At 57.9% G+C, this 23890-nt stretch carries 24 protein-coding genes and 2 pseudogenes; 15 read left to right on the forward strand and 11 right to left on the reverse strand.

Going from position 1 to position 23890, the window contains the following annotated elements; all coding sequences use genetic code 11:
- Nucleotides 1–27: 27 nt before the first annotated feature.
- Nucleotides 28–1101 (forward strand): Gfo/Idh/MocA family protein, encoded by a 1074-nt coding sequence (locus tag SJY32_RS15880; protein WP_376877964.1) that lies wholly within the window; start codon nucleotides 28–30, stop codon nucleotides 1099–1101.
- A gap of 252 nt (nucleotides 1102–1353) precedes the next feature.
- Here the strand turns inward: SJY32_RS15880 and SJY32_RS15885 are convergent, their stop codons facing one another.
- From SJY32_RS15885 to SJY32_RS15905, 5 genes and pseudogenes are all read right to left on the reverse strand, one after another.
- Complete coding sequence (locus SJY32_RS15885; protein ID WP_376877967.1) at nucleotides 1354–2355, reverse strand: alcohol dehydrogenase catalytic domain-containing protein; 1002 nt, start codon at nucleotides 2353–2355, stop codon at nucleotides 1354–1356.
- A 61-nt stretch (nucleotides 2356–2416) separates the two neighbouring features.
- Nucleotides 2417–3424, reverse strand: coding sequence for an ABC transporter ATP-binding protein (locus SJY32_RS15890; protein WP_376877970.1), 1008 nt, complete (start codon nucleotides 3422–3424; stop codon nucleotides 2417–2419).
- Between the two features lie 11 nt (nucleotides 3425–3435).
- Nucleotides 3436–4266, reverse strand: coding sequence for a carbohydrate ABC transporter permease (locus tag SJY32_RS15895; protein ID WP_376877973.1), 831 nt, complete (start codon nucleotides 4264–4266; stop codon nucleotides 3436–3438).
- A 21-nt stretch (nucleotides 4267–4287) separates the two neighbouring features.
- Nucleotides 4288–4692 (reverse strand): annotated as a pseudogene (locus SJY32_RS15900) (carbohydrate ABC transporter permease); the annotation flags it as partial.
- Between the two features lie 36 nt (nucleotides 4693–4728).
- Nucleotides 4729–5916: pseudogene (locus SJY32_RS15905) on the reverse strand (IS3 family transposase).
- A gap of 360 nt (nucleotides 5917–6276) precedes the next feature.
- Between SJY32_RS15905 and SJY32_RS15910 the strand changes: the two are divergent.
- From SJY32_RS15910 to SJY32_RS15930, 5 genes are all read left to right on the forward strand, one after another.
- Nucleotides 6277–6930 (forward strand): GntR family transcriptional regulator, encoded by a 654-nt coding sequence (locus tag SJY32_RS15910; RefSeq protein WP_376877976.1) that lies wholly within the window; start codon nucleotides 6277–6279, stop codon nucleotides 6928–6930.
- Between the two features lie 82 nt (nucleotides 6931–7012).
- Entirely contained in the window at nucleotides 7013–8005 is a 993-nt protein-coding gene (gene dctP / locus SJY32_RS15915) for a TRAP transporter substrate-binding protein DctP (RefSeq protein WP_376877979.1), read from the forward strand.
- A gap of 58 nt (nucleotides 8006–8063) precedes the next feature.
- Nucleotides 8064–8576, forward strand: a complete 513-nt coding sequence (locus tag SJY32_RS15920) for a TRAP transporter small permease (RefSeq protein WP_376877982.1) — start codon at nucleotides 8064–8066, stop codon at nucleotides 8574–8576.
- An 11-nt stretch (nucleotides 8577–8587) separates the two neighbouring features.
- Nucleotides 8588–9901: a TRAP transporter large permease subunit gene (locus tag SJY32_RS15925; RefSeq protein WP_376877985.1), complete on the forward strand. Its 1314-nt coding sequence runs from the start codon at nucleotides 8588–8590 to the stop codon at nucleotides 9899–9901.
- Nucleotides 9902–9960: 59 nt separating this feature from the next.
- The gene (locus SJY32_RS15930) at nucleotides 9961–10701 is read left to right on the forward strand and encodes an HpcH/HpaI aldolase/citrate lyase family protein (RefSeq protein ID WP_376877988.1); all 741 of its coding nucleotides are present in this window, start codon (nucleotides 9961–9963) and stop codon (nucleotides 10699–10701) included.
- Between the two features lie 8 nt (nucleotides 10702–10709).
- On the opposite strand, the gene SJY32_RS15935 is transcribed toward SJY32_RS15930, so the two are convergent.
- On the reverse strand, nucleotides 10710–11627 hold the full coding sequence (locus tag SJY32_RS15935) for a LysR family transcriptional regulator (protein ID WP_376877991.1): 918 nt from the start codon (nucleotides 11625–11627) through the stop codon (nucleotides 10710–10712).
- Nucleotides 11628–11706: 79 nt separating this feature from the next.
- Complete coding sequence (locus SJY32_RS15940) at nucleotides 11707–12915, reverse strand: acyl-CoA dehydrogenase family protein (RefSeq protein ID WP_376877994.1); 1209 nt, start codon at nucleotides 12913–12915, stop codon at nucleotides 11707–11709.
- 190 nt (nucleotides 12916–13105) lie between these two features.
- Between SJY32_RS15940 and SJY32_RS15945 the strand changes: the two genes are divergently transcribed.
- The gene (locus SJY32_RS15945) at nucleotides 13106–13711 is read left to right on the forward strand and encodes a flavin reductase family protein (RefSeq protein ID WP_376877997.1); all 606 of its coding nucleotides are present in this window, start codon (nucleotides 13106–13108) and stop codon (nucleotides 13709–13711) included.
- Between the two features lie 81 nt (nucleotides 13712–13792).
- Here SJY32_RS15945 and SJY32_RS15950 read toward each other — a convergent pair whose 3' ends face one another.
- The 3 genes from SJY32_RS15950 to SJY32_RS15960 all read right to left on the reverse strand — a co-directional run bounded on the left by SJY32_RS15950 (nucleotide 13793) and on the right by SJY32_RS15960 (nucleotide 16535).
- A complete protein-coding gene (locus SJY32_RS15950; protein WP_376878000.1) occupies nucleotides 13793–14926 on the reverse strand; it encodes an aminotransferase class V-fold PLP-dependent enzyme in 1134 nt (377 codons plus the stop codon).
- Nucleotides 14927–14977: 51 nt separating this feature from the next.
- Nucleotides 14978–15649 carry an amino acid ABC transporter permease gene (locus SJY32_RS15955; protein ID WP_376878003.1) on the reverse strand — a complete coding sequence of 224 codons (672 nt, stop codon included), beginning with the start codon at nucleotides 15647–15649 and terminating at the stop codon, nucleotides 14978–14980.
- A gap of 76 nt (nucleotides 15650–15725) precedes the next feature.
- Nucleotides 15726–16535: an ABC transporter substrate-binding protein gene (locus SJY32_RS15960; RefSeq protein WP_376878006.1), complete on the reverse strand. Its 810-nt coding sequence runs from the start codon at nucleotides 16533–16535 to the stop codon at nucleotides 15726–15728.
- A 186-nt stretch (nucleotides 16536–16721) separates the two neighbouring features.
- Here SJY32_RS15960 and SJY32_RS15965 point away from each other — a divergent pair, with 186 nt between their 5' ends.
- Together SJY32_RS15965 and SJY32_RS15970 are read left to right on the forward strand one after the other, a co-directional pair.
- Nucleotides 16722–17381, forward strand: coding sequence for a GntR family transcriptional regulator (locus SJY32_RS15965; RefSeq protein WP_376878009.1), 660 nt, complete (start codon nucleotides 16722–16724; stop codon nucleotides 17379–17381).
- Between the two features lie 12 nt (nucleotides 17382–17393).
- Nucleotides 17394–18149 carry an amino acid ABC transporter ATP-binding protein gene (locus SJY32_RS15970; RefSeq protein ID WP_376878012.1) on the forward strand — a complete coding sequence of 252 codons (756 nt, stop codon included), beginning with the start codon at nucleotides 17394–17396 and terminating at the stop codon, nucleotides 18147–18149.
- A gap of 37 nt (nucleotides 18150–18186) precedes the next feature.
- Here the strand turns inward: SJY32_RS15970 and SJY32_RS15975 are convergent, their stop codons facing one another.
- Nucleotides 18187–18609 (reverse strand): acyl-CoA thioesterase, encoded by a 423-nt coding sequence (locus SJY32_RS15975; RefSeq protein ID WP_376878015.1) that lies wholly within the window; start codon nucleotides 18607–18609, stop codon nucleotides 18187–18189.
- A 370-nt stretch (nucleotides 18610–18979) separates the two neighbouring features.
- On the opposite strand from SJY32_RS15975, the gene SJY32_RS15980 reads away from it, so the two are divergent.
- The 6 genes from SJY32_RS15980 to SJY32_RS16005 all read left to right on the forward strand — a co-directional run bounded on the left by SJY32_RS15980 (nucleotide 18980) and on the right by SJY32_RS16005 (nucleotide 23864).
- Entirely contained in the window at nucleotides 18980–21262 is a 2283-nt protein-coding gene (locus SJY32_RS15980) for a bifunctional salicylyl-CoA 5-hydroxylase/oxidoreductase (RefSeq protein ID WP_376878018.1), read from the forward strand.
- A complete protein-coding gene (locus SJY32_RS15985; RefSeq protein WP_376878020.1) occupies nucleotides 21259–22023 on the forward strand; it encodes an SDR family NAD(P)-dependent oxidoreductase in 765 nt (254 codons plus the stop codon). Before SJY32_RS15980 ends, SJY32_RS15985 begins: the two co-directional genes overlap by 4 nt.
- Nucleotides 22020–22454, forward strand: a complete 435-nt coding sequence (locus tag SJY32_RS15990; RefSeq protein ID WP_376878022.1) for an acyl-CoA thioesterase — start codon at nucleotides 22020–22022, stop codon at nucleotides 22452–22454. The genes SJY32_RS15985 and SJY32_RS15990 overlap by 4 nt, the downstream gene beginning before the upstream one ends.
- A gap of 23 nt (nucleotides 22455–22477) precedes the next feature.
- Nucleotides 22478–22894 carry a RidA family protein gene (locus SJY32_RS15995; protein ID WP_376878025.1) on the forward strand — a complete coding sequence of 139 codons (417 nt, stop codon included), beginning with the start codon at nucleotides 22478–22480 and terminating at the stop codon, nucleotides 22892–22894.
- On the forward strand, nucleotides 22884–23264 hold the full coding sequence (locus SJY32_RS16000; RefSeq protein ID WP_376878028.1) for a hotdog domain-containing protein: 381 nt from the start codon (nucleotides 22884–22886) through the stop codon (nucleotides 23262–23264). Before SJY32_RS15995 ends, SJY32_RS16000 begins: the two co-directional genes overlap by 11 nt.
- 135 nt (nucleotides 23265–23399) lie before the next feature.
- Complete coding sequence (locus tag SJY32_RS16005) at nucleotides 23400–23864, forward strand: MarR family winged helix-turn-helix transcriptional regulator (protein WP_376878031.1); 465 nt, start codon at nucleotides 23400–23402, stop codon at nucleotides 23862–23864.
- Nucleotides 23865–23890 lie beyond the last annotated feature (26 nt).

Raw genomic sequence — 23890 nt, forward strand, 5'->3', positions numbered from 1 at the left:
CAAGACTTCAGGAAGTTGGGAGAGAAGATGAGACAGGTGGAAGTGGCCGTAATCGGCACAGGTTGGTGCGGTGGTATGCGGGCGGAGTCGCTTGCGAAATCGGCGCTCGTCGACAAGCTGCATATTTGTGAAATCAAGCCCGAGCGCCTTGCGGAGATGAAAGCTTTGACCAATCCCGCCACGGCGACGGCGGATTATCAAGATATCGTCCGCAACCCCGCGATTGAGGTTGTCTATATCTCGACGACGCCGGAGCCGACGCATTATCCCATCGCGCGCGATTGCCTGAAAGCGGGCAAGCACGTGCTGCTTGAAAAGCCGATCGCGATGGAACTTGCGCAAGCCGATGATTTGATTGCCATCGCGCATGAGCGTGGCGTGAAGTTTACAATCGGGTATTCCCAACGGTTTAATCCAAAGGTGGCCTATGCCCGCAAAGCGATTCAGGAGGGGAAACTCGGGAAGATCGTGAATGTGATGGTCAGCCGTCATTTGTCACGCAGCCTTGGCGCGCGGATCGCAGGGCGCGTCAAACTCTCGCCAGCGGCAATGGAGTCGACCCACGATCTCGATTTTGTTTACTGGCTTTTGGGTCCGGCAAAACCGGTGAAAGTCTATTCGCAAGGCGCCTATGGTTACATGAAGGATCTGAACGGATCTTATGACTGTATGTGGAACACGGTGAATATGGATGATGGCACGTTGGTTGTGATTGGCGGCGGGTGGAATCTGCCGCCGAGCTATCCCAATTATTGTGCGACATGGATCGAGATTACCGGAACCGAAGGGTCTTTGGTTTTGGATGATACCTCGCGCGATAACTGGCTCAATACCATGGAAAACGGAACGCAGTTCCCGATGTCCACGATGCCGGGCGAACACGTGGATCATATGTATGCGGGCCAGATGGGGCCGGAGACGTTGCATTTCCTTGAGGCCGTGTTGCTGGATCGCGAACCGATGGTTGCGCCGGAACACGCGCGGATGGTGATGGAAAGCTACCTCGCGGCGGATGTGTCTGCGGCGACGGGCAATCCGGTTGATCTGCCGATGTCCAATCATACGCTGGCAATGTTGGCCGATCTGATGGCGGCGAAATAAGGGTCCACCGTTCGAGAGCGCTCTCATGAGGCGATTGAGTTAAAAGCGTGCCGAAACCCTGACTGATACAAGTATTACATAATCTTGGTTATTAGCCTTTAATCGGCACGCAAAGTCGACGGCATCCGATTGACACCATCTAGGCGCGCGAGACGAGATCGGCCTAGGCCGAATAAAGAAACCCGAGATACTGCAAAATCTGATGCGGTATCTCGGGTCAGTTGGCGGTGGTTGTCGCGTTACAACGTAATTTTAGTAAAACAGGGCCTGAACCTTCAGCCCGCCGCGCTTCTCGCCTTCGAGATAAGACGGGATCTCCTCAAGTGTGACACGATCCGAGATCAGCCGCGCGAAGGTCGCCGGATCATTTTGAATGATCGCCAACGCCTGCGGGATATTGTGGTTGAGGGAATGCGCACCGGCCAAGGTCAATTGGCGGCGGAACACTTCAAACGGGCTGATTTCAATGCGTGCATCGGGGGAGCACACGCCGAAATACAGCACTTTGCCGCCATTGATGGCATAGGTCGTCAAGGTTGCCGCAACGGCCGCCACACCTGTGCAATCGACGACAAGATCGACGGCTTGATGCTTGTCCGCAAGCGCGGCCTCACGCGACTCGATGCCGCCGAGGCCAAAGCTGCGGGCGAGTTCGAGACGCGACGGCGTGATATCCACCATGGTCACGTCGCCGACTCCGCCTGCTTTCAGCGCCAGCCCCATCAGCAAGCCAATCGGCCCCGCGCCGAATACCAACGCCGTACGCACGCCCTCAATCCCGATCGCCTCAATCCCGTTGAGCACGCATCCCAAAGGCTCGCACAGGGCCGCCGTCGCAAAATCGAGATCACCAATCGGGATCGCGGCTTCCGCGCGCACAACGCATTGCTCCGCAAAACCGCCGTGCGTGGATACGCCGTAGGCGCCAAGCTTGTCGCACAGATTGAAAAGCCCGCGCCCGCAAGGATCACATTCGCCGCAATGGATGTTGGGATCGATCACGACCCGCGTGCCGACGGTGAGTGTGTCCACCCCTGCCCCAACCGCGATCACTTCGCCGGAAAACTCATGGCCCGGCACGAGCGGAAAGGCAGATGCGCCATATGCGCCGTGCATCACCTCAATATCGGTGCCGCAGATCCCGCTGGCTTTCACGGCGACGACGACCTCGCCCGCGCCCGCTTTCGGATCGGGCAGCGTGTCGATAACGGCTTCGTCTTTACGGGGGAAAATGAGAGCTTTCAGATATGTCATCCAGAGAGGGGAAGAATGCGGGGCATGCGTTCGCGCCCCGCTTCATGCCAGAGTTTGAGAGTTAGTTCGAAATCCGACGGCCGGCCTGATCAAACCGGTGCAGCTGGTGTGTGTCCGGTGTCAGGTAGATCGTGTCGCCGTATTTCACATCGACCTCGCCGGAAACACGCACGGTGATATCCTCGGCAAGGCCGGTGTCATGCACGTAAAGGAATGTGTCCGATCCCAGATGCTCGGTGACGCCGACGCGGCCTTTCCACATGCCCTCCGTCGTGGAGACTGCGATGTGCTCGGGACGGATGCCGATGGTTGTCGCGTCATGAAGCTTTGCGACCTCGCCCGTCAACAAGTTCATCTTCGGTGAGCCGATGAACCCCGCGACAAAAAGATTGCACGGCGCGCGGTAGAGTTCGAGCGGGCTGCCAACTTGTTCGATATTCCCTGCCCGTAGCACGACAATCTTATCGGCCATCGTCATGGCTTCGACTTGGTCATGGGTGACGTAGATCATCGTGGTCTTGAGCCGAGCGTGCAGCTCTGTGATCTCGTGGTGCATCCCGACCCGCAGCGCAGCATCAAGGTTGGAAAGCGGCTCGTCGAACAAGAACGCGACCGGTTCGCGCACAATCGCGCGGCCAATCGCAACCCGCTGACGCTGCCCGCCCGAAAGCTGACCCGGGCGACGGTCGATATAATCGGTGAGGTTCAGGATCTTCGCGGCGTTATCGATCCGGCGATCCTGTTCGGCCTGATCCATGTCCGCCATCCGCAACGGGAAGGCGATGTTTTTGCGCACCGACATATGCGGATAAAGCGCGTAGGATTGGAACACCATCGCCAGACCGCGCTTGGCGGGCGGCGTCAGGGTCGCGTCCTCGCCGTTGATCCGGATCTGGCCGCCCGAGACATCCTCGAGCCCAGCGATGAGCCGCAAAAGTGTTGATTTGCCACAGCCTGATGGCCCGACGAAAACGACAAACTCGCCTTCGTCAATCGTAAGGTCCAGCGGTGGAATGACCTCCACATCGCCAAACCGTTTCGTCACCTTATCGAGTGTAATCTTGCCCATTGGTTAGTTCCTTATTTCACTGCGCCGAAGGTAAGACCGCGGACAAGTTGTTTTTGGCTGAACCAGCCCATGATTAGGATTGGTGCAATTGCCATGATCGATGCCGCGCTCAGCTTGGCGTAGAACAGACCTTCCGGGCTGGAATAGCTGGCGATAAACGCGGTTAATGGGGCGGCTTTCGACGCCACGAGATTGAGTGTCCAAAACGCCTCGTTCCACGCCAAAATCACATTGAGCAACATTGTCGAGGCGATCCCCGGAACGGCCATTGGCGTAAGCACGTAGAGGATTTCGGCCCGCAAAGACGCCCCGTCCATCCGCGCGGCTTCCAAGATCTCGCCCGGAATTTCGCGGAAGTAGGTGTAGAGCATCCAGACGATGATCGGCAGGTTGATCAACGTCATGACGATCACCAGACCCGTCAGCGTGTCCAACAGCCCCGTCGAGCGGAAGATGAGGTAGATCGGAATCAAAACGCCCACGGGTGGCATCATCTTTGTGGAGAGCATCCACATCAAGATATCCTTGGTGCGCTTGCCCGGCACGAAGGCCATAGCCCAAGCCGCCGGAACCGCAATGATCAGACCGAGCAAGGTCGAACCACCCGCAATCACTACCGAGTTATAGAAGTGTTTGAAGTAATCCGAACGCTCTTGCACCGCGACATAGTTCTCCAACGTCCATTGGAAGTTGAGGAAAATGGGCGGATCTGCAATTGCTTGGGCTTCGGATTTGAAGCTGGTCAGGAATGTCCAAAGGATCGGGAAGAAGATCAGCATCCCTAGCCCCCAAGCAAGGGCGCTGTATCCTAATCTGCTGCGTGATGAGATTGCGCGGGCCATCAGGTGTCTCCGAAGCTGGGGTTAATTGTCGAGGTTTTTGCCGATCGCGCGCATCAAGAAGATCGCAACGATATTGGCCAGGATGATCGCGATAACGCCCCCCGCAGACCCCGCGCCCACGTCGAACGACAACAAGCTTTTGGCGTAGACGAGATATGGCAGGTTGGTGCTGGCTGTGCCCGGGCCACCATTCGTCGTCACCAGGATTTCCGCAAAGACCGAAAGCAGGAAGATAGTCTGGATGAGGATGACGACCGTGATCGCGCGGCTAAGATGAGGAAGCTTGATGTAGAAGAAGCGCGCGACAGGAGAGGCGCCATCCATTTCGGCGGCTTCGAGCTGTTCGCTATCGAGGCTCTGGATCGCCGTTAGAAGGATCAACGTCGCGAAGGGAAGCCATTGCCAGCTCACGATCCCGATGATCGATGTGGTCTGCCCCCACCGAGTGGTCCAGTTTGAATGTTAGTGCATGGTCGGCCTCTGGTCTATCGGGACGATGCTTTTGGGCGCTGGTGGACGGTACCCTAAGGCGCTGTGAGGTCTGACGGTGTTGTAGTGACGACGCCATCTCTCGATCAGGACCTGGGCCTCGCGCAATGTTGTGAAGACCTCGCCGTTCAAAAGTTCGTCCCGGAACCGTGCGTTGAAGCTCTCGCAATAGCCGTTTTCCCATGGTGAACCCGGCGCGATGAAGGCGGTTTTCGCGCCTACAGCTCCGATCCATGCCCTCACCTTCTTGGCGATAAATTCGGCGCCATTGTCGGACCTTATGTATTCCGGCGGTCCGCGGAGAATGAACAGGTCGGTCAATGCGTCGACCACGTCTGTAGAATTCAGCTTTCGTTTCACGCGGATCGCGAGGGCCTCCTTCGTGAACTCCCTCTCGGCATTTGCTGCGCAAAAGCCTGCCAGGCAGCGCATCGATGATATTTAGCGTGCGGAAGATCCGCCCGTCATGGGTTCGGTCTTGGACGAAGTCGTAGGACCAGACATGGTTCGGACGCTCCGGCCGCAGCCGCACGCAAGAACCGTCATTCAGCCAAAGCCGACACTTCTTAGGTTGTTTTTGCGGGACTTTCAGCCCCTCCCGCCGCCAGATCCGTTCGACCCTTTTATGGTTCACATGCCAGCCGCTGTTGTTCAGCATTCCAGTGATCATGCGATACCCATAGCGTCCGAACTCTCGCGCCAGCGCGATGATGTCCTCGGTCAGCCGTTCTTCGTCGGGCAGACCGATGGGCACCTTGCGCTGGGTCGAACGATGCTGTCCCAAGGTGCGGCAAACTCGGCGCTCTGATACGCTGAGAGTCTGCCGCACATGGTCGATACATCGACGACGGCGGGAAGGGCTTAGAAGTTTCGCTGACGCGGACCTTCGGTTCCCCGGGCGGCCTCGGTCAGGATCATCTTGTCCAGCGTCAGATCTGATACGGCGCGCCTCAGCCGGGTATTCTCGGTCTCCAACTCTTTCAGCCGTTTGAGCTGATCCCGACTCATACCGCCATACTGCTTGCGCCAGCGGTAATAGGTCTGCTGCGTCACGCCGATCTGGCGCACCGCCTCTGCAATCCCCATGCCTTGTCCTTGCAACACTTCAACCTGCCGCAGCTTCAGCACGATCTCTTCGGGCTTGTCTCTCTTTCCAGCCATCTCTGGTCCTCCTGAAATGGGATTATACTATCCCAGTTGGTGGACCACTTCAGTGGGGGCACTCCAATATTGGCCTCGGCAACGGGTTTCGGATGGGCGGTTTGACGCCCTTCGTGGGGCGAAGCCGTTCTCGGAAACACATATAAAATAGCTATATGATTAAATTATAGGCGAGGCCCTCAAAAACTGGCCTGTCGGAAGCCGAAAGATTATCGATTGTAACTAACTGTCATCAAACATAAAAATTATAAGAAACGGCTGCGCGGGTCGAAGGGCGTAAGAACTTTACGGTTGATAGGCTAAAAAATTACTTTAGGGTTAAAGGTATACCGTGAATCGCACCAAGGCGAGGAGGGCCCTATGCTTGTGTCAGATAAGACTGGTCCACTCGCCCATGTTGTTTACCACAGTCTCCTGTCAGACCTATTTAGCCATCGATGGCAATGCGGCGACCGTCTGATCGAAGCGGTTATCGCGCGCGATCTGAACGTCTCACGCACGCCGGTTCGGCAGGCGCTGGCAAGGCTTGAAAATGACGGGCTCGCGGTGAGTGCCCTGCCCACGGGATACAATGTTGTCGCGCCCGCTATCGAGGATATTCGCGATATATTCGAGATCCGCAAAGCGCTTGATCCGGTCGCATTTGCCGGCGTGGTGCAACGCGCCGTTCCGGCGGATGACGCAGAGCTGCGGCGCCTGCATGCCGATATTCAGGGCGCGGATTGCCCGAGCAGCTTTGCGGCGGCCAATGTCGCCTATCGCAGGTTTTGGACAAGTCGCATTCAAAACCTGCGCCTCGCAGACGCCCTCCATCGATTCCACATGCAGGTGCATCTGGTGCGCGCCGCGACACTGCATTCGAAAGACGGGCGTCGTATTGCGCGCGCGGGTGTGGCGAGGTTGTCTGATGCCTTCCTCGCGCGGGATGCCCCTGCGGCGCACCATGCAATGCGCGATTTCGTTCATGCGGCATTGGTATTGTTCGAGCGCGCGCATGAACAATCGCCGCCATAACCCGCAGCCTCCCCACAATCTCAATTGGCCCAAAAAAGTCGGATCAACGACGGGCTTTTTCCCCCAACAGAGAGAGAGACCGATGATTAAGTATAGTTTACTAAAGACCGCCGCCGCCGCCGCTTTGCTGGGGCTATCCGCCACCGCGGCGCAGGCCGAAGACGTCATTCGTGCCGTCACCTTTACCCCCGCGCAGGTTTCATTTGCCCAAAACTTCCAAGGCTTCGTGGATCTGGTGAACGAGCGCGGCGCGGGCATTGTGCAAATTCAGGTGATCGGTGGCCCCGAAACCGTCCCGACGGAGCGGATGGGCGAAGCGCAGAAAAACGGCATCGTGGATATGTTCTTGCTCCCCGCGGGCCTTTATCTAAACGTCGTGCCGGAGGGGGAGGCCTTCGCCGGCTCCAACCTCGATCCGATGGAATTGCGCGCGGCGGGCGGCATTGATCTGGTGAATGAGGCCTTCGCGGCCAAAGGCAACGCCAAGGTTTTGGCGCATGTCGACGGCGGCGGCAGTTTCTTCTTATGGACCAACCAAAAGCCCGGCATCGATGAGGCGGGGCAGCTCGATCTGACGGGCATCCGTCTGCGCTCGTCGCCCCTGTTCCGCGCGTTTCTGGAGGAGTTGGGCGCCACCAGTGTCGTGCAAAACGCGAGCGATGTTTACACCTCTTTGGAGCGCGGCGTTGTTCAGGGCACAGCCTATCCCGTCACGGGCGTGCGCGATTTTGGTTGGGATAAGTTCCTGAAATATCGTATTAATCCCGGGTTCTTCCAAACAGATGTTCTAATCTCCATGAACCTCGATAGCTGGAACGCCTTGTCTGATGAGGCGAAAGAGATTGTCAATCAGGCCGCGATCGATCACGAAAAATCATCCTATGATGCGAATGTCGCGGAGAATGAGAGCGAGAGCAAAATTCTGGCCGATGGCGGGATCGAGAACATCGAGTTGACGGGCGATCAGCGGAAGTTGTTCCTTGAAACGGCCTATGACATCGCATGGAAACGCCTGCAAGAGCGCGATCCGACCATGCATGACGCGCTGAAAGCGGTTTTCTTTAAAGACCTCTGAGCGCCTCGGCGGCAGGGTGAGACCTGCCGTCCTTTGCCCCGTTTTGAAAGGACATCAAATGTCTTCTGCGCTCCGGCTTTTGGATGCCGCGTCCGTGCTTTTATTCCGCGCTGCCTGCCTGTTGATCGTGATGATCGTCCTTACGGTGACCTATGACGTTTTCTCGCGCAACCTTGGATGGACAATGGCGATTTGGGCGGTGAACTCGGTTGAATACGCGATGCTGCACGTCACCTTCCTTTGCCTTCCCTATCTCGTGATGACGCGCGGCCATGTTTGCGTCGAGGTCGTGCTGTCTTATCTGTCGAAACCTGTGCGCAAAACGTGGGAAACGGTGCTGCAAATTCTTGCGGCTGTGATCTGCTTTTATCTGGCGTGGCACAGCGGAAAATCCTTTTTCAAGGTGTTGATGGATGGCTCGTATGAGGTGCGCAGCTTCGACGCGCCGATGTGGATGCTGTTTTTCTCCATGCCTCTCGGCTTCGGGTTTGGCGGGGCACAATTCCTCGCGTTCCTCGCGCGGGGTGAAAGCTTTTACGGAGCGCCCCCCGAAGCGCATGCAGGACTGTAAGGAAAATCGACATGATGGATTGGACCATTTCTATCGCAATTCTGGTCGGCGGCTTGATCTTCTCGATGGGGATCGGCCTGCCGGTCGCGCTCGGCTTTTTCATGATCAATGTCGTGGGCGTCTATTTGTTTATGGGCGGCCCGAACGGCATCGATCAGATGATTTCCAACGCCACGACGGCCGTTGCGAACTACTCCTTGGCGCCGGTTCCGTTGTTTTTGGTGATGGGGTCGCTCTTTTTCCATTCCGGCCTTGCGCGACGCGTGCTGGACGGGATCGATGTTTTGATCGGGCGGCTCCCTGCCCGCCTGTCGTATCTGACCCTGACATCGGGCACGGTGTTTGCCGCGCTTTCGGGATCATCCTTGGCCAATACGGGAATGCTGGGCTCGCTCATGGTGCCCGAAATGACGAAGCGGGGCTATAAGAAGCATATGTCGATCGGGCCGATCCTTGGCTCGGGCGGCCTTGCGGTGATTATCCCGCCGTCGACGCTTGCGGTTTTGTTTGGATCGCTGGCGCGGATTGATATCGGGGGCTTGTTGGTTGCGGGGCTTTTGCCGGGGCTGATCCTCGCAATTCTTTACGCGATCCTGATCTATGTCCAAGCGAGATTGGACCCGGAGGCCGCCCCGTCTTATGAGTGCGAAATACTGCCCGCGGCTCAGCGGATCAAAATCTTCTGCCGTGATATTTTGCCGATGGTCGCGATTATTTTCGCCGTGGTTGGCTCGATCCTCGCCGGATTTGCAACGCCGACAGAGAGCGGCGCGCTGGGGATTGTGGCCGTCGTGATTTTGGCGCTTCTGTTTAAGGCCTTGGATATGAGGGCCGTCACAACGGCGATCGCGGATACGGCGCGGGTGACGGGGATGACGTTTTTGCTGATCACGGCCTCATCGACCTTCGCGCAATTGCTGGCGTTCTCGGGCGCATCCTCGGGGTTGGTTCGGTGGGCGACCTCGCTCGAGATGGGGCCGACGGAGACGTTGTTAATTATGGCGCTGATCCTTCTGGTGCTCGGGATGTTCATGGATCAAGTATCGATGATGCTAATCACCCTGCCGTTGTTCGTGCCGCTGGCGAACTCTTTGGGGTTTGATATGATTTGGTGGGGCCTCATCATGCTGTTGATGCTTGAGGTGTCGTTTACCACGCCGCCGTTCGGTCTCCTGCTGTTTGTGATGCACGGGGTTAGCCCGCCGGGAACGACCCTGCCCGAGGTTGCAAAGGCCGCATTGCCCTATATTGCGTGTGTGTTCGTGTTGATCGGGCTGGTGATTATCTTCCCATCGCTTGCCACGTTCATCCCGTCATTGATGTGAATATGCGCGGTGCGGCATTGAGCCATATCTGGCGAAGGGTCTAATGGGAGAGGCATGACATGACGTCCTTACGCGCGGCTGTGCGATCCAAAACGCCCTTGCGGGGGCCCTTTATCGCGATCCCCGCCCCGATGGCGGTGGATATCGTCGCAGGGGCAAAGCCCGATTTCATCTGTATTGATACCGAGCACAGCCCAATTTCCGACGGGGTTCTGACGGATATGCTGCGCGCCGCAGATCTCGCGCAGGTGCCGGCCCTTGTTCGGGTGCGCGGGGTGTTGGCGCAAAATATCACAGCCGCGCTGGATGCGGGCGCGTGCGGCGTGCTTGTTCCGCATGTCTCGACCGCGGAGGAGGCGGCCGCCGTTGTGCGTGCCGCGCGGTTTCCGCCGCACGGCGCCCGTGGCGCAGGGCCGGCCCGCGCGGCCTCCTATTTGCGCGATATCGGCGGGATGATTTCCCGCGCCCGCGAGGAGACGCTCGTCGCGGTGCAATTGGAAACTCTCCGTGCGGTGGCCAATGTCGAGGATATTCTCGCGGTGGAGGGCATCGATTTGGTGTTTATCGGGCCGGGGGATCTCGGTGTCGATGCGGCTGCCCATGGCAGCATCGCGCCTGTCGAGGCCTTGATCGAACGCCTTGTGAGCGCGGCGGAGGCGGCGCAGGTGCCGGTTGGCATCTTCACCGCGGATCGCGCCGCCAGCAAACGATGGATGGCGCGATTGTCCTTCGTGATTGAGGGGTCAGATGCGTTGTTTCTCACCCAAGCCAGCGATGCCGCCGCCGCGCCGCTTGATTGACGCAGGGCTCAGCGCGCCGCCAGCACCTCATAGATCAAAGTCCGGAGCCAGATCAGCGCCGGATCGGCGGCGAAGCTTGCATGGTTCCAGAGTTTCACCTCAAACGATGGGACATTGAACGGCAGATCGCGCGCCTCAAAGCCACCGCGTTCTTGCAAGCGCAGGAAGATTGACTGGGGGAAGATCGCCACAAAATCGGTTTGCCGCACCACCTCGGGCACGACCGTAAAATGATCCAATGTGGCCCGAGCATTCAGGCTATGGCCGCGCTTTGCCAAGGCCGTTCGCGCCAACTGATAGCCGGTGGCGGCGTGGCTTACATCAACGAATGACAGCGCCGCGAAACTGCTTTCAGTCCATTCACCCGCAAGCGCGGGATGTCCGGCGCGCATCAAACACACCATCCGATCTTCGATCAGGACCCGCCCGTCACAGCGCGACGTATCGACGCCGGGCAGGTAAGCGATCGCCAGATCGACCAGCCCGCTGCGCAGGGACGCGGGCATATCCACCGGATCAACCCGAACAGAGTTGATGCTTGCGAACGGCGCCGCCTTCTCCACCGCCGACAAAATAGCCGGCATCGAGAAAAATTCGCCCGTATCCGTCATCGCAATTTTGAACCGCCGTGTCGTTGTTTCCGGCGTGAAGACGCGGCTTTCTTGCATCGTCTGATCGAGCAGCGAGAGCGCCTTGTGGAATGATCCTTGCAAGCGGATCGCCGTTTTGGTGGGGACCATCTGATTTCCAACCCGCTGGAACAACGGATCGGAAAACTGATCCCGCAACCGCCGCAGCGCGTGGCTCACGGCCGGTTGCGTCAGGCCGAGCCGCTCGCCTGCGGTCGTCAAATTGCCGGCCTCCCAAATCGCGAGGAAGACCTTGATCAGGTTTAGATCGAAACGCGCCAACTCTGGGGGGCTCATTGGGGGGTGCTCATTCGGCGTCACTCATTGGGGGGCTTCCGCGTTGCAAGCTGGGCATGGCGCTCCTGACATCCGCGGGTTACGGGTATCCGCGCGGGGCATCCAAACCCGCAAGAACCCGCCCTGCGTTTTCAATCGTCATATCCGTGATCGCCGCATGCTGCGTGACGACCATACAGTCGCGCAGGTAGCGCTGCATCGGATTGGCTTTGGCGATGACGCCCATCCCCGCAATCGTATAGCATTTCTGCACAATCTGCGCGCCTTGTTTGGCCGCGTTCGTCGCGCTCAACCGCAAAAGGTTATTGACCTCAAGCGGCACGGGATCCCCTTTCAGGAGATGATCCCACGCCTCCTCGGCGGCTTCATAAAAGAAGGCGCGCGCGCCGCGCAGGTTTGCCTCGCACTCGGCCAACCCCGTGAGAAAATAGCCACGGTCGCATAGGCGCGAATGTCCCGCCATCAGCTTGGCCGCGCCGGATACGGATTTCGCCTGATCGATCGCCGCCCGCGCCAAACCGAGATTGCACGCCGCATGAACCTGCGCCTGATACGCCATCGCCGGATAGCGATAGAGCGGATCATCGCACAAGCCAGGCGCGCCGCGCTCGCAAACCCAAGCATCGGAATAGAATTTATCGGTCACAGTGGTGTCGTGGCTGCCGGTGCCTTGCATCCCCGATACATCCCAGCATTCGATGATGTCCACCTCTTGCGCGGGCGCCACCGCCATCATCACCGTGGGTGGCGCGCCTGTTTCGCCGCCCTGCGGTGCGCCCTCGATGCCGACGCCGATCCAATCGGCCCCCATGCAGCCGGAGGCAAATTTCCAACGTCCCGACACGATCCAGCCGCCCTCGACGCGCCGCGCTTTCTGGACCGGATGCAGCCCCCCTGCGAAGACCTGATCGGGGCCGTTTGCATACATCACTTCCTGCGCCTCAACGGGCAACGCGGCCGTATAGGTGTTGGCGGAGCCAAAGGCCGAGACCCATGCCGCAGACCCGTCGACGGTCGCGATTTTATCCACCATTTTCAAAAAGTGGTGCGGGGCCAAGGCATCGCCGCCAAAACGGGTGGGCGTCGCAGACCGGAAGATGCGGGCCTTTTTCATCAACGCGATGATATCGCGCGGCACGTGACGCCGTTCTTCGAACTCGGCCCGCCGGTCGGAGATTGCATCTAGTAATTGCTTGAATTCTAAAGTTTCGGTAAGCTTGGAGAAATCGACGACCTCGTCAGTATGGTCAGTAATGCCGTTGAAATCATCATGTGCTGGCGTGTTCATAGCTGCATCCCCTTTGTTGATATAACTATAAGGGCTAAAACTATTTCATAAATCAAATTCATTATGGAGATAGTCCGAATGAATCTGATGTATGTGCGGCCCCCGTCGCATGGCCCCCGTTACCGGTTGCGCCGCGCGCGGGGCGTTCCACGTTGAGACACCACTTCGCGCCCATAAAACAGGATTGCTCATGGATCATAAATTCTTCGACTTTGCCGCGCTCAGCCCTGCGGATCGGTATGGCCTCATGGCAAATGCCGTGACCCCGCGCCCGATTGCTTTCGTCACCACGATGAGCGCTGACGGTATTGCGAATGCGGCGCCGTTTTCGTTTTTTGGCCTTCTCAGCCATGATCCCGCCACGTTGGCGATCGGGATTGAGGCGCGCGCTGACGGGACGCGCAAGGACACGGCGCGCAATCTTCTTGAAACGGGAATGTTCACAGTTCACATCGCGGATACAGCTTTGGCCGCGCAAATGGACGGGTGCGGGGCACCTTTACCCCCCGAAATCGACGAGCTGGCTGCGATGGGGTTGCAAACTTGCGCGGGGAAAACGGTCAACGTGCCACGCATTGTCTCCGCGCCTGTCGCAATGGAGTGTCGCCTCCATTCGACGATTGATCTGGGCCCTGCGCGCGATGTCATCTTGGGAACTATTGATGGGTTCTTCCTGCGGGAGGACGCTTTGACCGAGGCGGGGCGCGTCGATCAAGATATTCTGGATGCGGTGGGCCGTGTTGGCGGCGGGGCCTATTGCACAACGCGCGACCGCTTCCATGCGCCGCGCGGGTAGCGGCGCGGGCGTTTGATCCGCTCCCCGATAGTCCCCGCCTTTTCTCGTAGGGGGGGACCATATCGGGGAGCGGCCCAAGGGTTAGGCAATCAGCTCGGAAAGCGCTTGCAAGGTTCGCGCCACGCCTGCCTCCGTCGTGATGGGCCCCGGGGACATCCGCAGTGTCTGGCTGCGGCAATCCATGAAGATGTTTTGCGCACGCAGCTTGGCCACGACATCCGCAGCGGGTGTGGCGTCGGGCAGCGAGACCATCAAACTTCCGCCGCGCCGATCCGCGTCGCGCGGCGTCGCTAACGCCAGCCCCATCGCATCCAATCCCTCGCAAAGCTGCCCGCACAATCTTCGATTATGGGCAACGAACGTGGCATCATTCTGCCGCATCCGCCATTCCAGCGCAGGCAAGCTCGCAATCGCGGACAGCGTCGAGGGGGTGCCGTTGTCAAACCGCCGCGCATCGGGCGCAAAGGCGAATTTGTCCAAAGCCCATGAGAACGGATTGTCTTGCGAGAACCAGCCGCGAAGATCTGGTTCGCAGATTGGGATCAGCTTTTCATCGACATATAGAATGCCCGCGCCCGGTACGCCGCACAGCCATTTCAAGCTTGTCGAGATCACGAAATCAACCTGCGGTGCGCTGACATCATAGGGCAAGAGGCCCGCGCCTTGAGTGATATCGACGCCGATCAAACTTCCCATGGCGCGGCCATGGGCAACAAGGCGCGGCAAATCATTCTTGTGCGATGTCGTCGAGCTGATCCATGTCAGCAATGCCAGCGCGACGTTTTCATCCCATTCCGCGATGAGATCGTCTTCCTCCACCCAATGCGCGCCCTGCCGCAAAGGCACAGTTTGCAGCGCGAAACCGTAGCGATCCGCCAACCCGGACAGCAAGAAGTGAATCGAGGGGAAGCCATCCTCGGCGACCAGCACTTTTTTGCCGCGAAGCCTGTTATCGGGCAGCGACCCAATCAACGACATCATCGCGGCGGTTACGTTTTCGGCGGTGGTCAACGTGCCCTTGGGCGCCCGGATAAGCTCCGCCCATAAATCGATAAAGCGCTGTCGCTTTGGCAGGACATCCCCCCATTGCCCGTCATCGAAGGCCGACCAATTCTTGGAAAATGCCGTAAGCTCGCGCGCGAGATCGGCGTCTTTCTCAGGGTAATGGCCGATCGAATGATACAATAGATATGCGTCGCCAGAAGATGCTGACATAGGTGTCTCCGTAAATAGTGTGGGACGCTGACGCGTCAATTTTGGCGCGGCCTAGCGATAGCCGCGCTTGTAATGCTGTTCGAGCCAGCCCGTGAAACGCACCATCGGCCAAAGAAACGCGATGTAGATCAGGGCGGCGAGCAACAAGGGCGTGGGGTTCGCGAAAAGCGCCTGTGCGTCGGTCGCTTGTTTCAGCAAATCCCCCATCGTCACCACGGACGCCAGCGATGTGTCTTTCATGATCGACACAACATAGGAGGCCAGAGGTGGGATCATCATGCGAAACGCTTGCGGCAAAATCACCTTGCGCATCATCGTGAAGAACGAAAGGCCAAGCGCTTGGGAGGCTTCGAACTGGCCTTTGGGCACGGCCTCGATTCCGGCGCGCACCACCTCGGCCGTATAGGCCGCGAGCACAAGCGACAGCGCAATCGTGGCGGCAACGAAGGCCGAGAAGACGATCCCCGCAAACGGCAGGGCGTAATAGACAAGGATCAGCACCACCAGCACCGGAATCGCGCGCATCACATCGGTGAACATGATGGCCAAAAGCCGGAAAGGTTTGGGCCCGTAGAGCCGCACGAGGCAGATCAAAACGCCGAGAAGTCCGCCGAAGATCGTCGCCGCACTGCCCAAAAGCAGGGTGTTTACGAGCCCCCGCATCAAGATCGGGAACGATCGCCGCATGACGTCAAGGTTGAAGAAGATATCAAAAATTTCCATGTTACGTCCTGCTGTTCTCAGCGCGTCTGCGTCCGATGTGGGCGTGGGGCGGATCGGGACATCCGCCCCGGCTGTATCATTCCGCCGATGTCGGAACCGGAAGCGGTGTCACGGTCAGGCTGTCTGCTTCGGGGGCGACGCCGAACCATTTTTCAAAAATGGTCGCCATCGTGCCGTCGGTTTTCATCGCGGAAATCGCATCGTTGAACGGCATCAGGTTATCGGAGTCTTTCGGCATCATGATGGCAAATTTATCGCCCGTCGGAACCTCGATGGACACCTGCAGGCCGCTCATTTGCGGTTGGGTGAATGCGTAGCGCAGGCTGACGATGTCGTTGACGGCTGCATCGATCCGGCCATTGCGCAGATCGGTCAGCATGTTCGCCGTGCCGTCGTAGCTTGCGTAGGAGGCATAGCCCAATTCCGCCTCGCGCTCTTGCAGCCATCCCTCGGGGAAGGAGGTCGCGATCGAGCCAATCTTTTTACCGGCCAGATCATCAAGGGAGGCGATCTGTGCGCCGTCCTTCGTGCCAACGCCGAGCGCACCGGAGAAATACGGCTGGGTGAAGGATTGTGCCTCCAGACGCTCATCCGTGATTGTCAGCGATGAAATCACGGCATCCATCCGGCCCGATGCCGTGGCGACGAACAGCGCGCGAAAATCAAGGCCGCTGATCTCGGCCGTCTTATCAAGGCGCGCGGCGATTTCGTTGATGATATCGACTTCGAACCCCTCGAACTCACCGGCCTCGTTTTTGAATTCCCAAGGTGGGTTGGCCGGATAGGAGCCGATGTTCAGTGTTCCCTCCGCATGCGCGGCGAAACCAAGGAGGGCAGTCATCGCGGTTGCAGCGATGCCGGACATGACGCGTGTTTTGAGTGTCATAATGTACTTCCCGTCTGTTGGAATTGGGTGCGGCGCTTTTTCCAAGATGTGCCGCTTAGCCAAGTCGTAGCCTTGATTCGTATACTAATTCAAACATTTTCTTTATGCTTAAAATTTATTATTGTATGTTTTACTCGGAAATGCTTATTTTCAATGCAATCATCCGCATACGATAATGAGGGTCTCATGCCGCATATGCCGAAGCGCCACATGAAAGATGTGATCTACAACGAATACCTTGGCCGTATTCAGCGCGGCGAGTTGCAAGGCGACGACCGGCTTGTGGATACGGCGATTGCGGCGGAGTTTAATGTCTCGCGTATGCCGGTGCGTGATGCGCTTATGCGGCTCGCGCATGAGGGGTATCTGGCAAGCTCGACGCGCGGTTTCACTTTGCCAGAGCTGTCGCATCGCCAGATCCTTGATATCTTCGAAATTCGCCGCCTGTTAGAGCCCCGCGCCGCCGCCCTTGCGACCTATGCGCTCACCGATGAAGATCTGGCGACGATGGAGCAGGCCGTCGCCTTATCTGAGAGCACGATCGAGTCGGGGGATGTCGAGCTGTTGTTCAATGCATCCGAACAGCTGCGCCGCACCTGGATCATGGCGATTCCCAATCTCGAGCTGCGCGATACGATCCTGCGCTATATGGCGCAAATTCAGGCCGTTCGGCTTGCCACTCTCCGCGATTCCGCCTCGCATCACATTTTGGTCGCGTTCCACCGTCAAATGCTCACCGCGTTCCGCAGCCGCAAAGGCGCGGAGGCGGAGCTGCTTATTCTGCGCTTCGTCCTTGCGGGTGAGGATAGCTACCTGCGCGTTCGATCCGCACACTCCAACCCTTGAAGGACCTCGCATATGAAGGATCTCTCGCAAGAGGCCGCCGCAATCCAAATCGTTGGATTGCAAAAATGGTATGGCAATTTCCATGTCCTGCGCGGCATTGATCTGACCGTCAAGCAAGGCGAACGGATCGTCATCGCCGGCCCGTCCGGATCAGGAAAATCCACCCTCATCCGCTGCATCAACCGGTTGGAAACGCATCAGGAGGGGCAAATCATTGTCGACGGCATAGAGCTGACCGCGGATGTGAAAAACATCAGCAAGGTTCGCTCCGAAGTCGGCATGTGTTTCCAGCAATTCAACCTCTTTCCCCATATGAGCATTTTGGAGAACTGCATCCTTGCGCCCATGTCGGTCCGTGGCACATCGCGCCGCGAGGCAGAGGAGATCGCTCTGCATTTCTTGGAGAAAGTCCGGATTGCGGATCAGGCTACGAAATATCCCGATCAACTTTCGGGCGGGCAACAGCAACGCGTCGCGATTGCGCGATCGTTGTGCATGAAGCCGCGCGCGATGCTGTTTGACGAGCCGACATCGGCCCTTGACCCTGAAACGATCAAGGAGGTTCTCGATACGATGATTGCGCTTGCCGAGGATGGGATGACGATGATCTGCGTCACGCATGAGATGGGGTTCGCGCGGCAGGTCGCGGACCGTGTTATCTTCATGGATAAGGGGCTGATCGTCGAAGAAAACACGCCGGAAGCGTTCTTCGATGCCCCGCAACACGACCGGACCAAACTGTTTTTGAGCCAGATTTTCGGGCATTGAGGCCGCTTGCGAGCGGCCCCGCATTGAGCCGCCCGCGCTATTCCTTGGTAAGCTCGGGATGCAGATACTGCATCAGCCCTGCGCGGCAATCGTCCGGCCAGGGATGCGATTTGTGATCCTTCGTCGATGTCATCACGATTAACTGCTCAATCGTCCAGATCACATCTTCCCCGACTTTCACGACCGTGAACAAATCCAGCGATGATTTGCCGATTTTGCGCACATGCACGTTGAAATCCAGCATATCGCCATACATCGCAGGTTTCTTGAATTCGATCGTCATCTTGACGCTCGGCAGGCCGAGGTGACGTTCGAACATCAACTCTTTCCATGTCACGCCAAAGGAGGCGAACATCGCCTCATTCACATCAACCAGCATTGAGAGATAGGCTGGGTGATACGCGATACCAGTTAGATCGCAATCACCGAAGCGCATCGGTTTGGAGATTTTGAAGGGCATATCAAATTCCTTTTGCACAGGAGGCCATCCGTGGCCAGAGGGCCGGCGCGCCACAACGGGCGGGCGGTTACATAATTTATGTTTAAAATGGATCGGGTTGTCAAATGGCACATTTTCTGTGCGCGCCCTCCACAATACCGCGCCAATGCGCCCATTGCCCGTATGTCTTGCATTTTTTTGGGGAATATCGATGGCCATTCGTACAGTGAGGCATACATAGTCGCGCGTTTGCAGCGGGCATGGCGCGTGCGGGGATCTTCGGATGCGCAGTTGCGTGATTGGCGTTGACAGGGGTGGGAAGCCAAACTAACTTTATATTTAAAGTAATTAAGCGCGCGGACAGGTCCGCAGATCAATAAAGGATAGAGCAATGAAAGTAGCGATTCTCGGCGGCGGTCCAGCCGGCCTCTATTTTGCGATCTCGATGAAACTGCGCGATCCCTCGCATGATGTGACAGTGTATGAGCGCAACCGATTTGACGATACCTTTGGATGGGGCGTTGTGCTGTCGGATGAAACGATGTCGAATTTTGGCGACAATGATCCGATCAGCGAAAAGATGATCCGTGATAATTTCGCCTATTGGGATGATGTGAAAACCGTTCGTGGCGATGAGGCGATGACCTCTAGCGGTCATGGTTTTTGTGGGATTGGCCGCAAGAATCTTCTGCTTTTGTTGCAAGAACGCGCCCGCGCCTTGGGTGTCACGCTCGCGTTTGAAACCAATCTGAGTGATGAGAAAATCAAGGAGCTGAAGGATAGTCACGATCTCGTCGTCGCGGCGGACGGGTTGAATTCGGGGGCGCGGCGCCTGTTCGCGGATCACTTCCAGCCCGAGATCGACATGCGCCGCAACCATTTCGTTTGGCTCGGCACGCATCAGAAATTCGATGATGCCTTCACCTTCATCTTTGAAGAGACCGAGCACGGTTGGATCTGGGCGCACGCCTATCAATTTGATGACGATACCGCGACCTTCATCGTTGAATGTGGGCCGGAGACGTTCAAGGCCTTCGGCTTTGATAAGCTGGATCAAAAGGCAAGTATCGCCTTGTGCGAAAAAATCTTCGCAAAACACCTCGGCGGTCATCCGTTGATGACCAATGCAAACCACATTCGTGGATCGGCATGGATCCAATTCCCGCGGGTGACTTGTGAAAACTGGTATCATGACAACATCGTTTTGCTGGGGGATTCATCGGCAACCGCGCATTTCTCGATCGGATCGGGCACCAAGTTGGGGATGGAAAGCGCGATCGCGTTGGCGGATCAGTTGAACACCGGAAAGGCCCTGCAAGATGCGCTGCAAACCTATCAAGAGGAGCGTAAATTGCAGGTGCTTCGTGTTACCTCCGCCGCGCGCAACTCGACCGAATGGTTTGAAGAAGTGGAGCGCTATCTCACGCTTGATCTCACGCAATTCACCTATTCCTTGCTGACCCGTTCACAGCGGATCAGCCACGAAAACCTGCGCTTGCGCGATCCCGAATGGTTGGGCGCGGCGGAGGCTTGGTTCCAAAAACAAGCCGGCAAAACCTCCACCCGCAGCCCGATGTTCGCGCCCTTCACGCTGCGCGATATGACGTTGGAAAACCGTGTCGTCGTCTCGCCAATGGCGCAATATAAGGCGCAAGACGGGATGCCGACGGATTGGCATTTCGTGCATTATGCCGAGCGCGCGAAGGGAGGCGCGGGGCTGGTGTTTACCGAGATGCTTTGCGTTTCCAAGCAAGGCCGGATCACACCGGGTTGCCCCTGCATCACACCCGCGCAGGTGCCCGCATGGCGGCGTCTGGCGGAATTTGTGCACGGAGAAACAAAGGCGAAGCTGTGCGCGCAAATTGGGCATGCGGGGCGAAAAGGCTCCACGCGGCTGGCGTGGGAGGGCATTGATAAGCCTTTGAAAGAGGGTAATTGGGATCTACTCTCGGCCTCCGCAATTCCGTTGATGGAGGGGAATGTGACGCCCAAAGCGATGGACCGTGCCGATATGGATTTGGTGAAATCCCAATTTGTGGATGCCGTGACATCCGCGCAGGAGGCGGGCTTCGACATGATTGAGATGCACGCCGCGCACGGGTATCTTTTGGCCTCGTTCATCTCGCCGGTGACAAACACCCGCAGCGATGACTACGGCGGATCGTTGGAAAATCGTATGCGCTTCCCGTTGGAAATTTTCCACGCGATGCGGGCGGCATGGCCCGATAGCAAGCCGATGTCTGTTCGGATTTCGGCGCATGACTGGATGGGCGATGCGGGCGTAACCCCGCAGGAGGCAGTCGATATCGCGCAAATGTTCAAGGACGCAGGCGCCGATGCGATCAATGTCTCGTCGGGGCAAACCGATAAGGCCGAGCAACCGGTCTACGGCCGGATGTTCCAAGTTCCCTTCTCGGACCGTGTGCGCAACGAGATCGGCGCGCCGACCTTGGTCGCAGGCAATATTTACGAGCCAGATCATGTGAATTCCATCTTGATGGCGGGGCGCGCTGATTTGGTGCTGCTCGCGCGGCCCCACCTGACGGACCCGTATTGGACGCTGCATGCGGCGGTGGAGTTGGGGGATACCGAACAGGAATGGCCAGCGCCCTATGAGGGCGGTCGCCGCCAAGCCAACCAATTGGCCGAACGCGCGAAGGCGATGGCCACATGAGCGGGGGCGCCGTGATAGGCCCGCTCAGCGGGAAATCGGCCTTCGTCACCGGCGGCGGATCGGGCGTCGGCGCGGTGATTGCCTTGCATCTTGCGCAGGCGGGCGCGCAGGTGACGATTTGCGGTCGCCGTTTGGGGCCATTGCAAGATGTGGCGGCGGAGCATCGCGCGATCGGCTGCGTTCAGGCCGATATCACCGATGAAGCCGCAATCAGCACGGCGATCGCAAATGCGGCGCCCGATATTGTCATCGCAAATGCGGGCGCATCGGAAAGCGCGCCTTTCGTCAAAACCGAATTGGATGCGTTCGACCGGATGATGTCGGTGAATCTCACCGGCACGTTCCTCACCTTGCGCGAAGGGGCGCGGGCGATGCAGAAAAAGCCGTGGGGGCGGTTGATTGCGATTGCCTCAACGGCGGGTATCAAAGGCTATCCCTATGTCGCGCCCTATGCGGCCGCGAAGCACGGCGTGATCGGGATGGTAAAATCCGTCGCGCTGGAATTGGCGCGCAAAGGGATCACCGCGAACGCGATTTGCCCGAGCTTTCTTGATACCGAGATGACGGAACGTTCCATCGCCAATATCGTCGAGAAAACCGGCCGTTCTGAGGACGAGGCGCGGGCGTCACTGGTCGCAAGCATCCCGGTGCGGCGCCTTGTGCCGCCCGAAGACGTCGCGCAGGCGGTGCTTTGGCTGTGTGGCACGGGATCGGACATGATCACCGGCCAAGCAATCTCGGTCTCGGGGGGCGAGGTGTGACGCAGGTTTTTAAATTGGTCCGGCCGGTTGAATTCAACCACTGTGATCCGGCGGGCATCGTGTTTTATCCGCGCTATTTCGAGATGATTTCCGCCGTGACCGAACGATTTTTGGCGGATGATGTCGGCTATGGCTGGGCCGAAATGATGCGCGAACATCGCCACGGGACGCCGCTTGGCGAAATTTCCGCGCGTTTTCATGCGCCGTCACGATTGGCCGATGTTCTGGAATTTTCGCTGACGATTGATCAGCTTGGCCGGTCCTCCGCGAAGCTTTTGATCGAATGTTACTGCGGCCGCGAACATCGATTTTCATGCATTGCAACGGTCGTCTATATCAACCTCGATACCGGCAAAGCTGCCCCCTGGCCCGATGCGCCGCGTGCCAAAATGCAAACCTATCTTGCGGCGGCCTCCGCGCATTCCTCCTAAAATACTGAGAAGAAAGCTTTATTATGACCGCTCTCTCCCCGCATACCTTCTTGCAGCCCGATGGTTGGGCGCCAGCGAAGGGTTATTCCAACGGCATCCTCACCGAGGGCCGCTTCGTGTTCACAGGCGGCCTCGTCGGTTGGAACGCAGAGCAAAAATGGGAACATTCCGACATGGTCGGACAGTTCCGTCAGACGCTCGAAAACATCGTCGCTGTGCTGAACGAGGCGGGCGCGCGGCCCGAGCATCTCACGCGGTTGACGTGGTACATCACCGATAAACGCGAATATCTTGATAATTTGCGCGGTTTCGGGGCGGCTTACCGTGATGTGATCGGTCGGCATTTCCCGACTATGGCGGTTGTTCAGGTCGTTGCGTTGATGGAGGACGAAGCCAAAATCGAAATCGAGGCAACAGCCGTCATCCCCCATGCCGGATAATCCCAAGCCGCGCCCCCAAACACCCCCCGTTCTCATCACGGCCTCGCCCTTTGACGCGGTGACCCCGCGCGGCGCGGTGACGGGCGCGTGGCTGATGGGCCAAATCGATATTGCGGCGGGGCTTGCCGGTCGACGTGTTTCAGGCGGTGACGCTTTGATCCTTGCGATCAAAGAGATGACATTTCATGCCCCGCTGGCGGCAGGACTCGAATTCGTGATCCATGCTGAATTGACGCGCCGCGGGGGAAGTTCCTTTAACCTGTTTCTTTCCGCTTGGGCCGAACCTGAGGCCGCTTGCACACGTATCTTGAGCGCGGATGTGCTACTTGTCGCCGTTGATCCGCAGGGAAAGCCGCGAAAACTGCCATAATTCGCGTAAAATCAACAAATCCAGGACTGTCCGGTGCCAGTCAAGCAGACGCAGACGCTGCGTGTTTAGGCTTTACCGCCGCCTGTAAATATTGATACTTGAAGCAGTTAACCTGTTTGACTGGATTCCTTGATCATGACGACGCCCGCGCCCCATCTCATCGAAGACAAGCACCTCGCGCGCCAGCGTCTGCGCCTTTGGCTGCAAATGCTAAAAGCGGTGCGCTATGTCGAGGGGTCCCTGCGCGAGAAATTGCGTTCGGGGTATGATACCACCCTGCCCCGTTTTGATGTTTTGGCCGCGCTCCATGCCGAGCCCAAAGGCATGAAGATGAGCGAATTGTCCCAGCATCTGGTTGTGTCAAATGGCAATGTGACGGGTGTTGTGGATCGGCTGGTGTCCGAAGGGCTCGTCGCGCGCGAAAATCTGGAAACAGATCGCCGCGCTTTTTTGGTGCAGATCACCGATAAGGGCCGTGATCTGATGACAACGATGACCGATGAGCATTTGGCTTGGATCGACGAAATGTTTGCCGAAGTCTCCGAACAAGATGCCGCGCGAGGTATCTCGATCATGCTTGATATTCGCCACAAGAATTAACCCCCCCCCACACCGACGCGACGCAG

This window comes from Albirhodobacter sp. R86504 (assembly GCF_042466415.1).
Classification (GTDB): Bacteria; Pseudomonadota; Alphaproteobacteria; order Rhodobacterales; family Rhodobacteraceae; genus Albirhodobacter.

Excerpts from the sequence above, each read along its gene's own strand:
- SJY32_RS15945 (WP_376877997.1), top strand. The coding sequence starts at position 13,106 with ATGGATCATAAATTCTTCGACTTTGCCGCGCTCAGCCCTGCGGATCGG.
- SJY32_RS15890 (WP_376877970.1), bottom strand. The coding sequence starts at position 3,424 with ATGGGCAAGATTACACTCGATAAGGTGACGAAACGGTTTGGCGATGTG.
- SJY32_RS15895 (WP_376877973.1), bottom strand. The coding sequence starts at position 4,266 with ATGGCCCGCGCAATCTCATCACGCAGCAGATTAGGATACAGCGCCCTT.
- SJY32_RS15965 (WP_376878009.1), top strand. The coding sequence starts at position 16,722 with ATGCCGCATATGCCGAAGCGCCACATGAAAGATGTGATCTACAACGAA.
- SJY32_RS15880 (WP_376877964.1), top strand. The coding sequence starts at position 28 with ATGAGACAGGTGGAAGTGGCCGTAATCGGCACAGGTTGGTGCGGTGGT.
- SJY32_RS15960 (WP_376878006.1), bottom strand. The coding sequence starts at position 16,535 with ATGACACTCAAAACACGCGTCATGTCCGGCATCGCTGCAACCGCGATG.
- SJY32_RS15950 (WP_376878000.1), bottom strand. The coding sequence starts at position 14,926 with ATGTCAGCATCTTCTGGCGACGCATATCTATTGTATCATTCGATCGGC.
- SJY32_RS15985 (WP_376878020.1), top strand. The coding sequence starts at position 21,259 with ATGAGCGGGGGCGCCGTGATAGGCCCGCTCAGCGGGAAATCGGCCTTC.
- SJY32_RS15970 (WP_376878012.1), top strand. The coding sequence starts at position 17,394 with ATGAAGGATCTCTCGCAAGAGGCCGCCGCAATCCAAATCGTTGGATTG.
- SJY32_RS15995 (WP_376878025.1), top strand. The coding sequence starts at position 22,478 with ATGACCGCTCTCTCCCCGCATACCTTCTTGCAGCCCGATGGTTGGGCG.
- SJY32_RS15935 (WP_376877991.1), bottom strand. The coding sequence starts at position 11,627 with ATGAGCCCCCCAGAGTTGGCGCGTTTCGATCTAAACCTGATCAAGGTC.
- SJY32_RS15930 (WP_376877988.1), top strand. The coding sequence starts at position 9,961 with ATGACGTCCTTACGCGCGGCTGTGCGATCCAAAACGCCCTTGCGGGGG.
- SJY32_RS16000 (WP_376878028.1), top strand. The coding sequence starts at position 22,884 with ATGCCGGATAATCCCAAGCCGCGCCCCCAAACACCCCCCGTTCTCATC.
- SJY32_RS15980 (WP_376878018.1), top strand. The coding sequence starts at position 18,980 with ATGAAAGTAGCGATTCTCGGCGGCGGTCCAGCCGGCCTCTATTTTGCG.
- SJY32_RS15885 (WP_376877967.1), bottom strand. The coding sequence starts at position 2,355 with ATGACATATCTGAAAGCTCTCATTTTCCCCCGTAAAGACGAAGCCGTT.
- SJY32_RS16005 (WP_376878031.1), top strand. The coding sequence starts at position 23,400 with ATGACGACGCCCGCGCCCCATCTCATCGAAGACAAGCACCTCGCGCGC.
- SJY32_RS15920 (WP_376877982.1), top strand. The coding sequence starts at position 8,064 with ATGTCTTCTGCGCTCCGGCTTTTGGATGCCGCGTCCGTGCTTTTATTC.
- SJY32_RS15925 (WP_376877985.1), top strand. The coding sequence starts at position 8,588 with ATGATGGATTGGACCATTTCTATCGCAATTCTGGTCGGCGGCTTGATC.
- dctP (WP_376877979.1), top strand. The coding sequence starts at position 7,013 with ATGATTAAGTATAGTTTACTAAAGACCGCCGCCGCCGCCGCTTTGCTG.
- SJY32_RS15955 (WP_376878003.1), bottom strand. The coding sequence starts at position 15,649 with ATGGAAATTTTTGATATCTTCTTCAACCTTGACGTCATGCGGCGATCG.
- SJY32_RS15975 (WP_376878015.1), bottom strand. The coding sequence starts at position 18,609 with ATGCCCTTCAAAATCTCCAAACCGATGCGCTTCGGTGATTGCGATCTA.
- SJY32_RS15910 (WP_376877976.1), top strand. The coding sequence starts at position 6,277 with ATGCTTGTGTCAGATAAGACTGGTCCACTCGCCCATGTTGTTTACCAC.
- SJY32_RS15940 (WP_376877994.1), bottom strand. The coding sequence starts at position 12,915 with ATGAACACGCCAGCACATGATGATTTCAACGGCATTACTGACCATACT.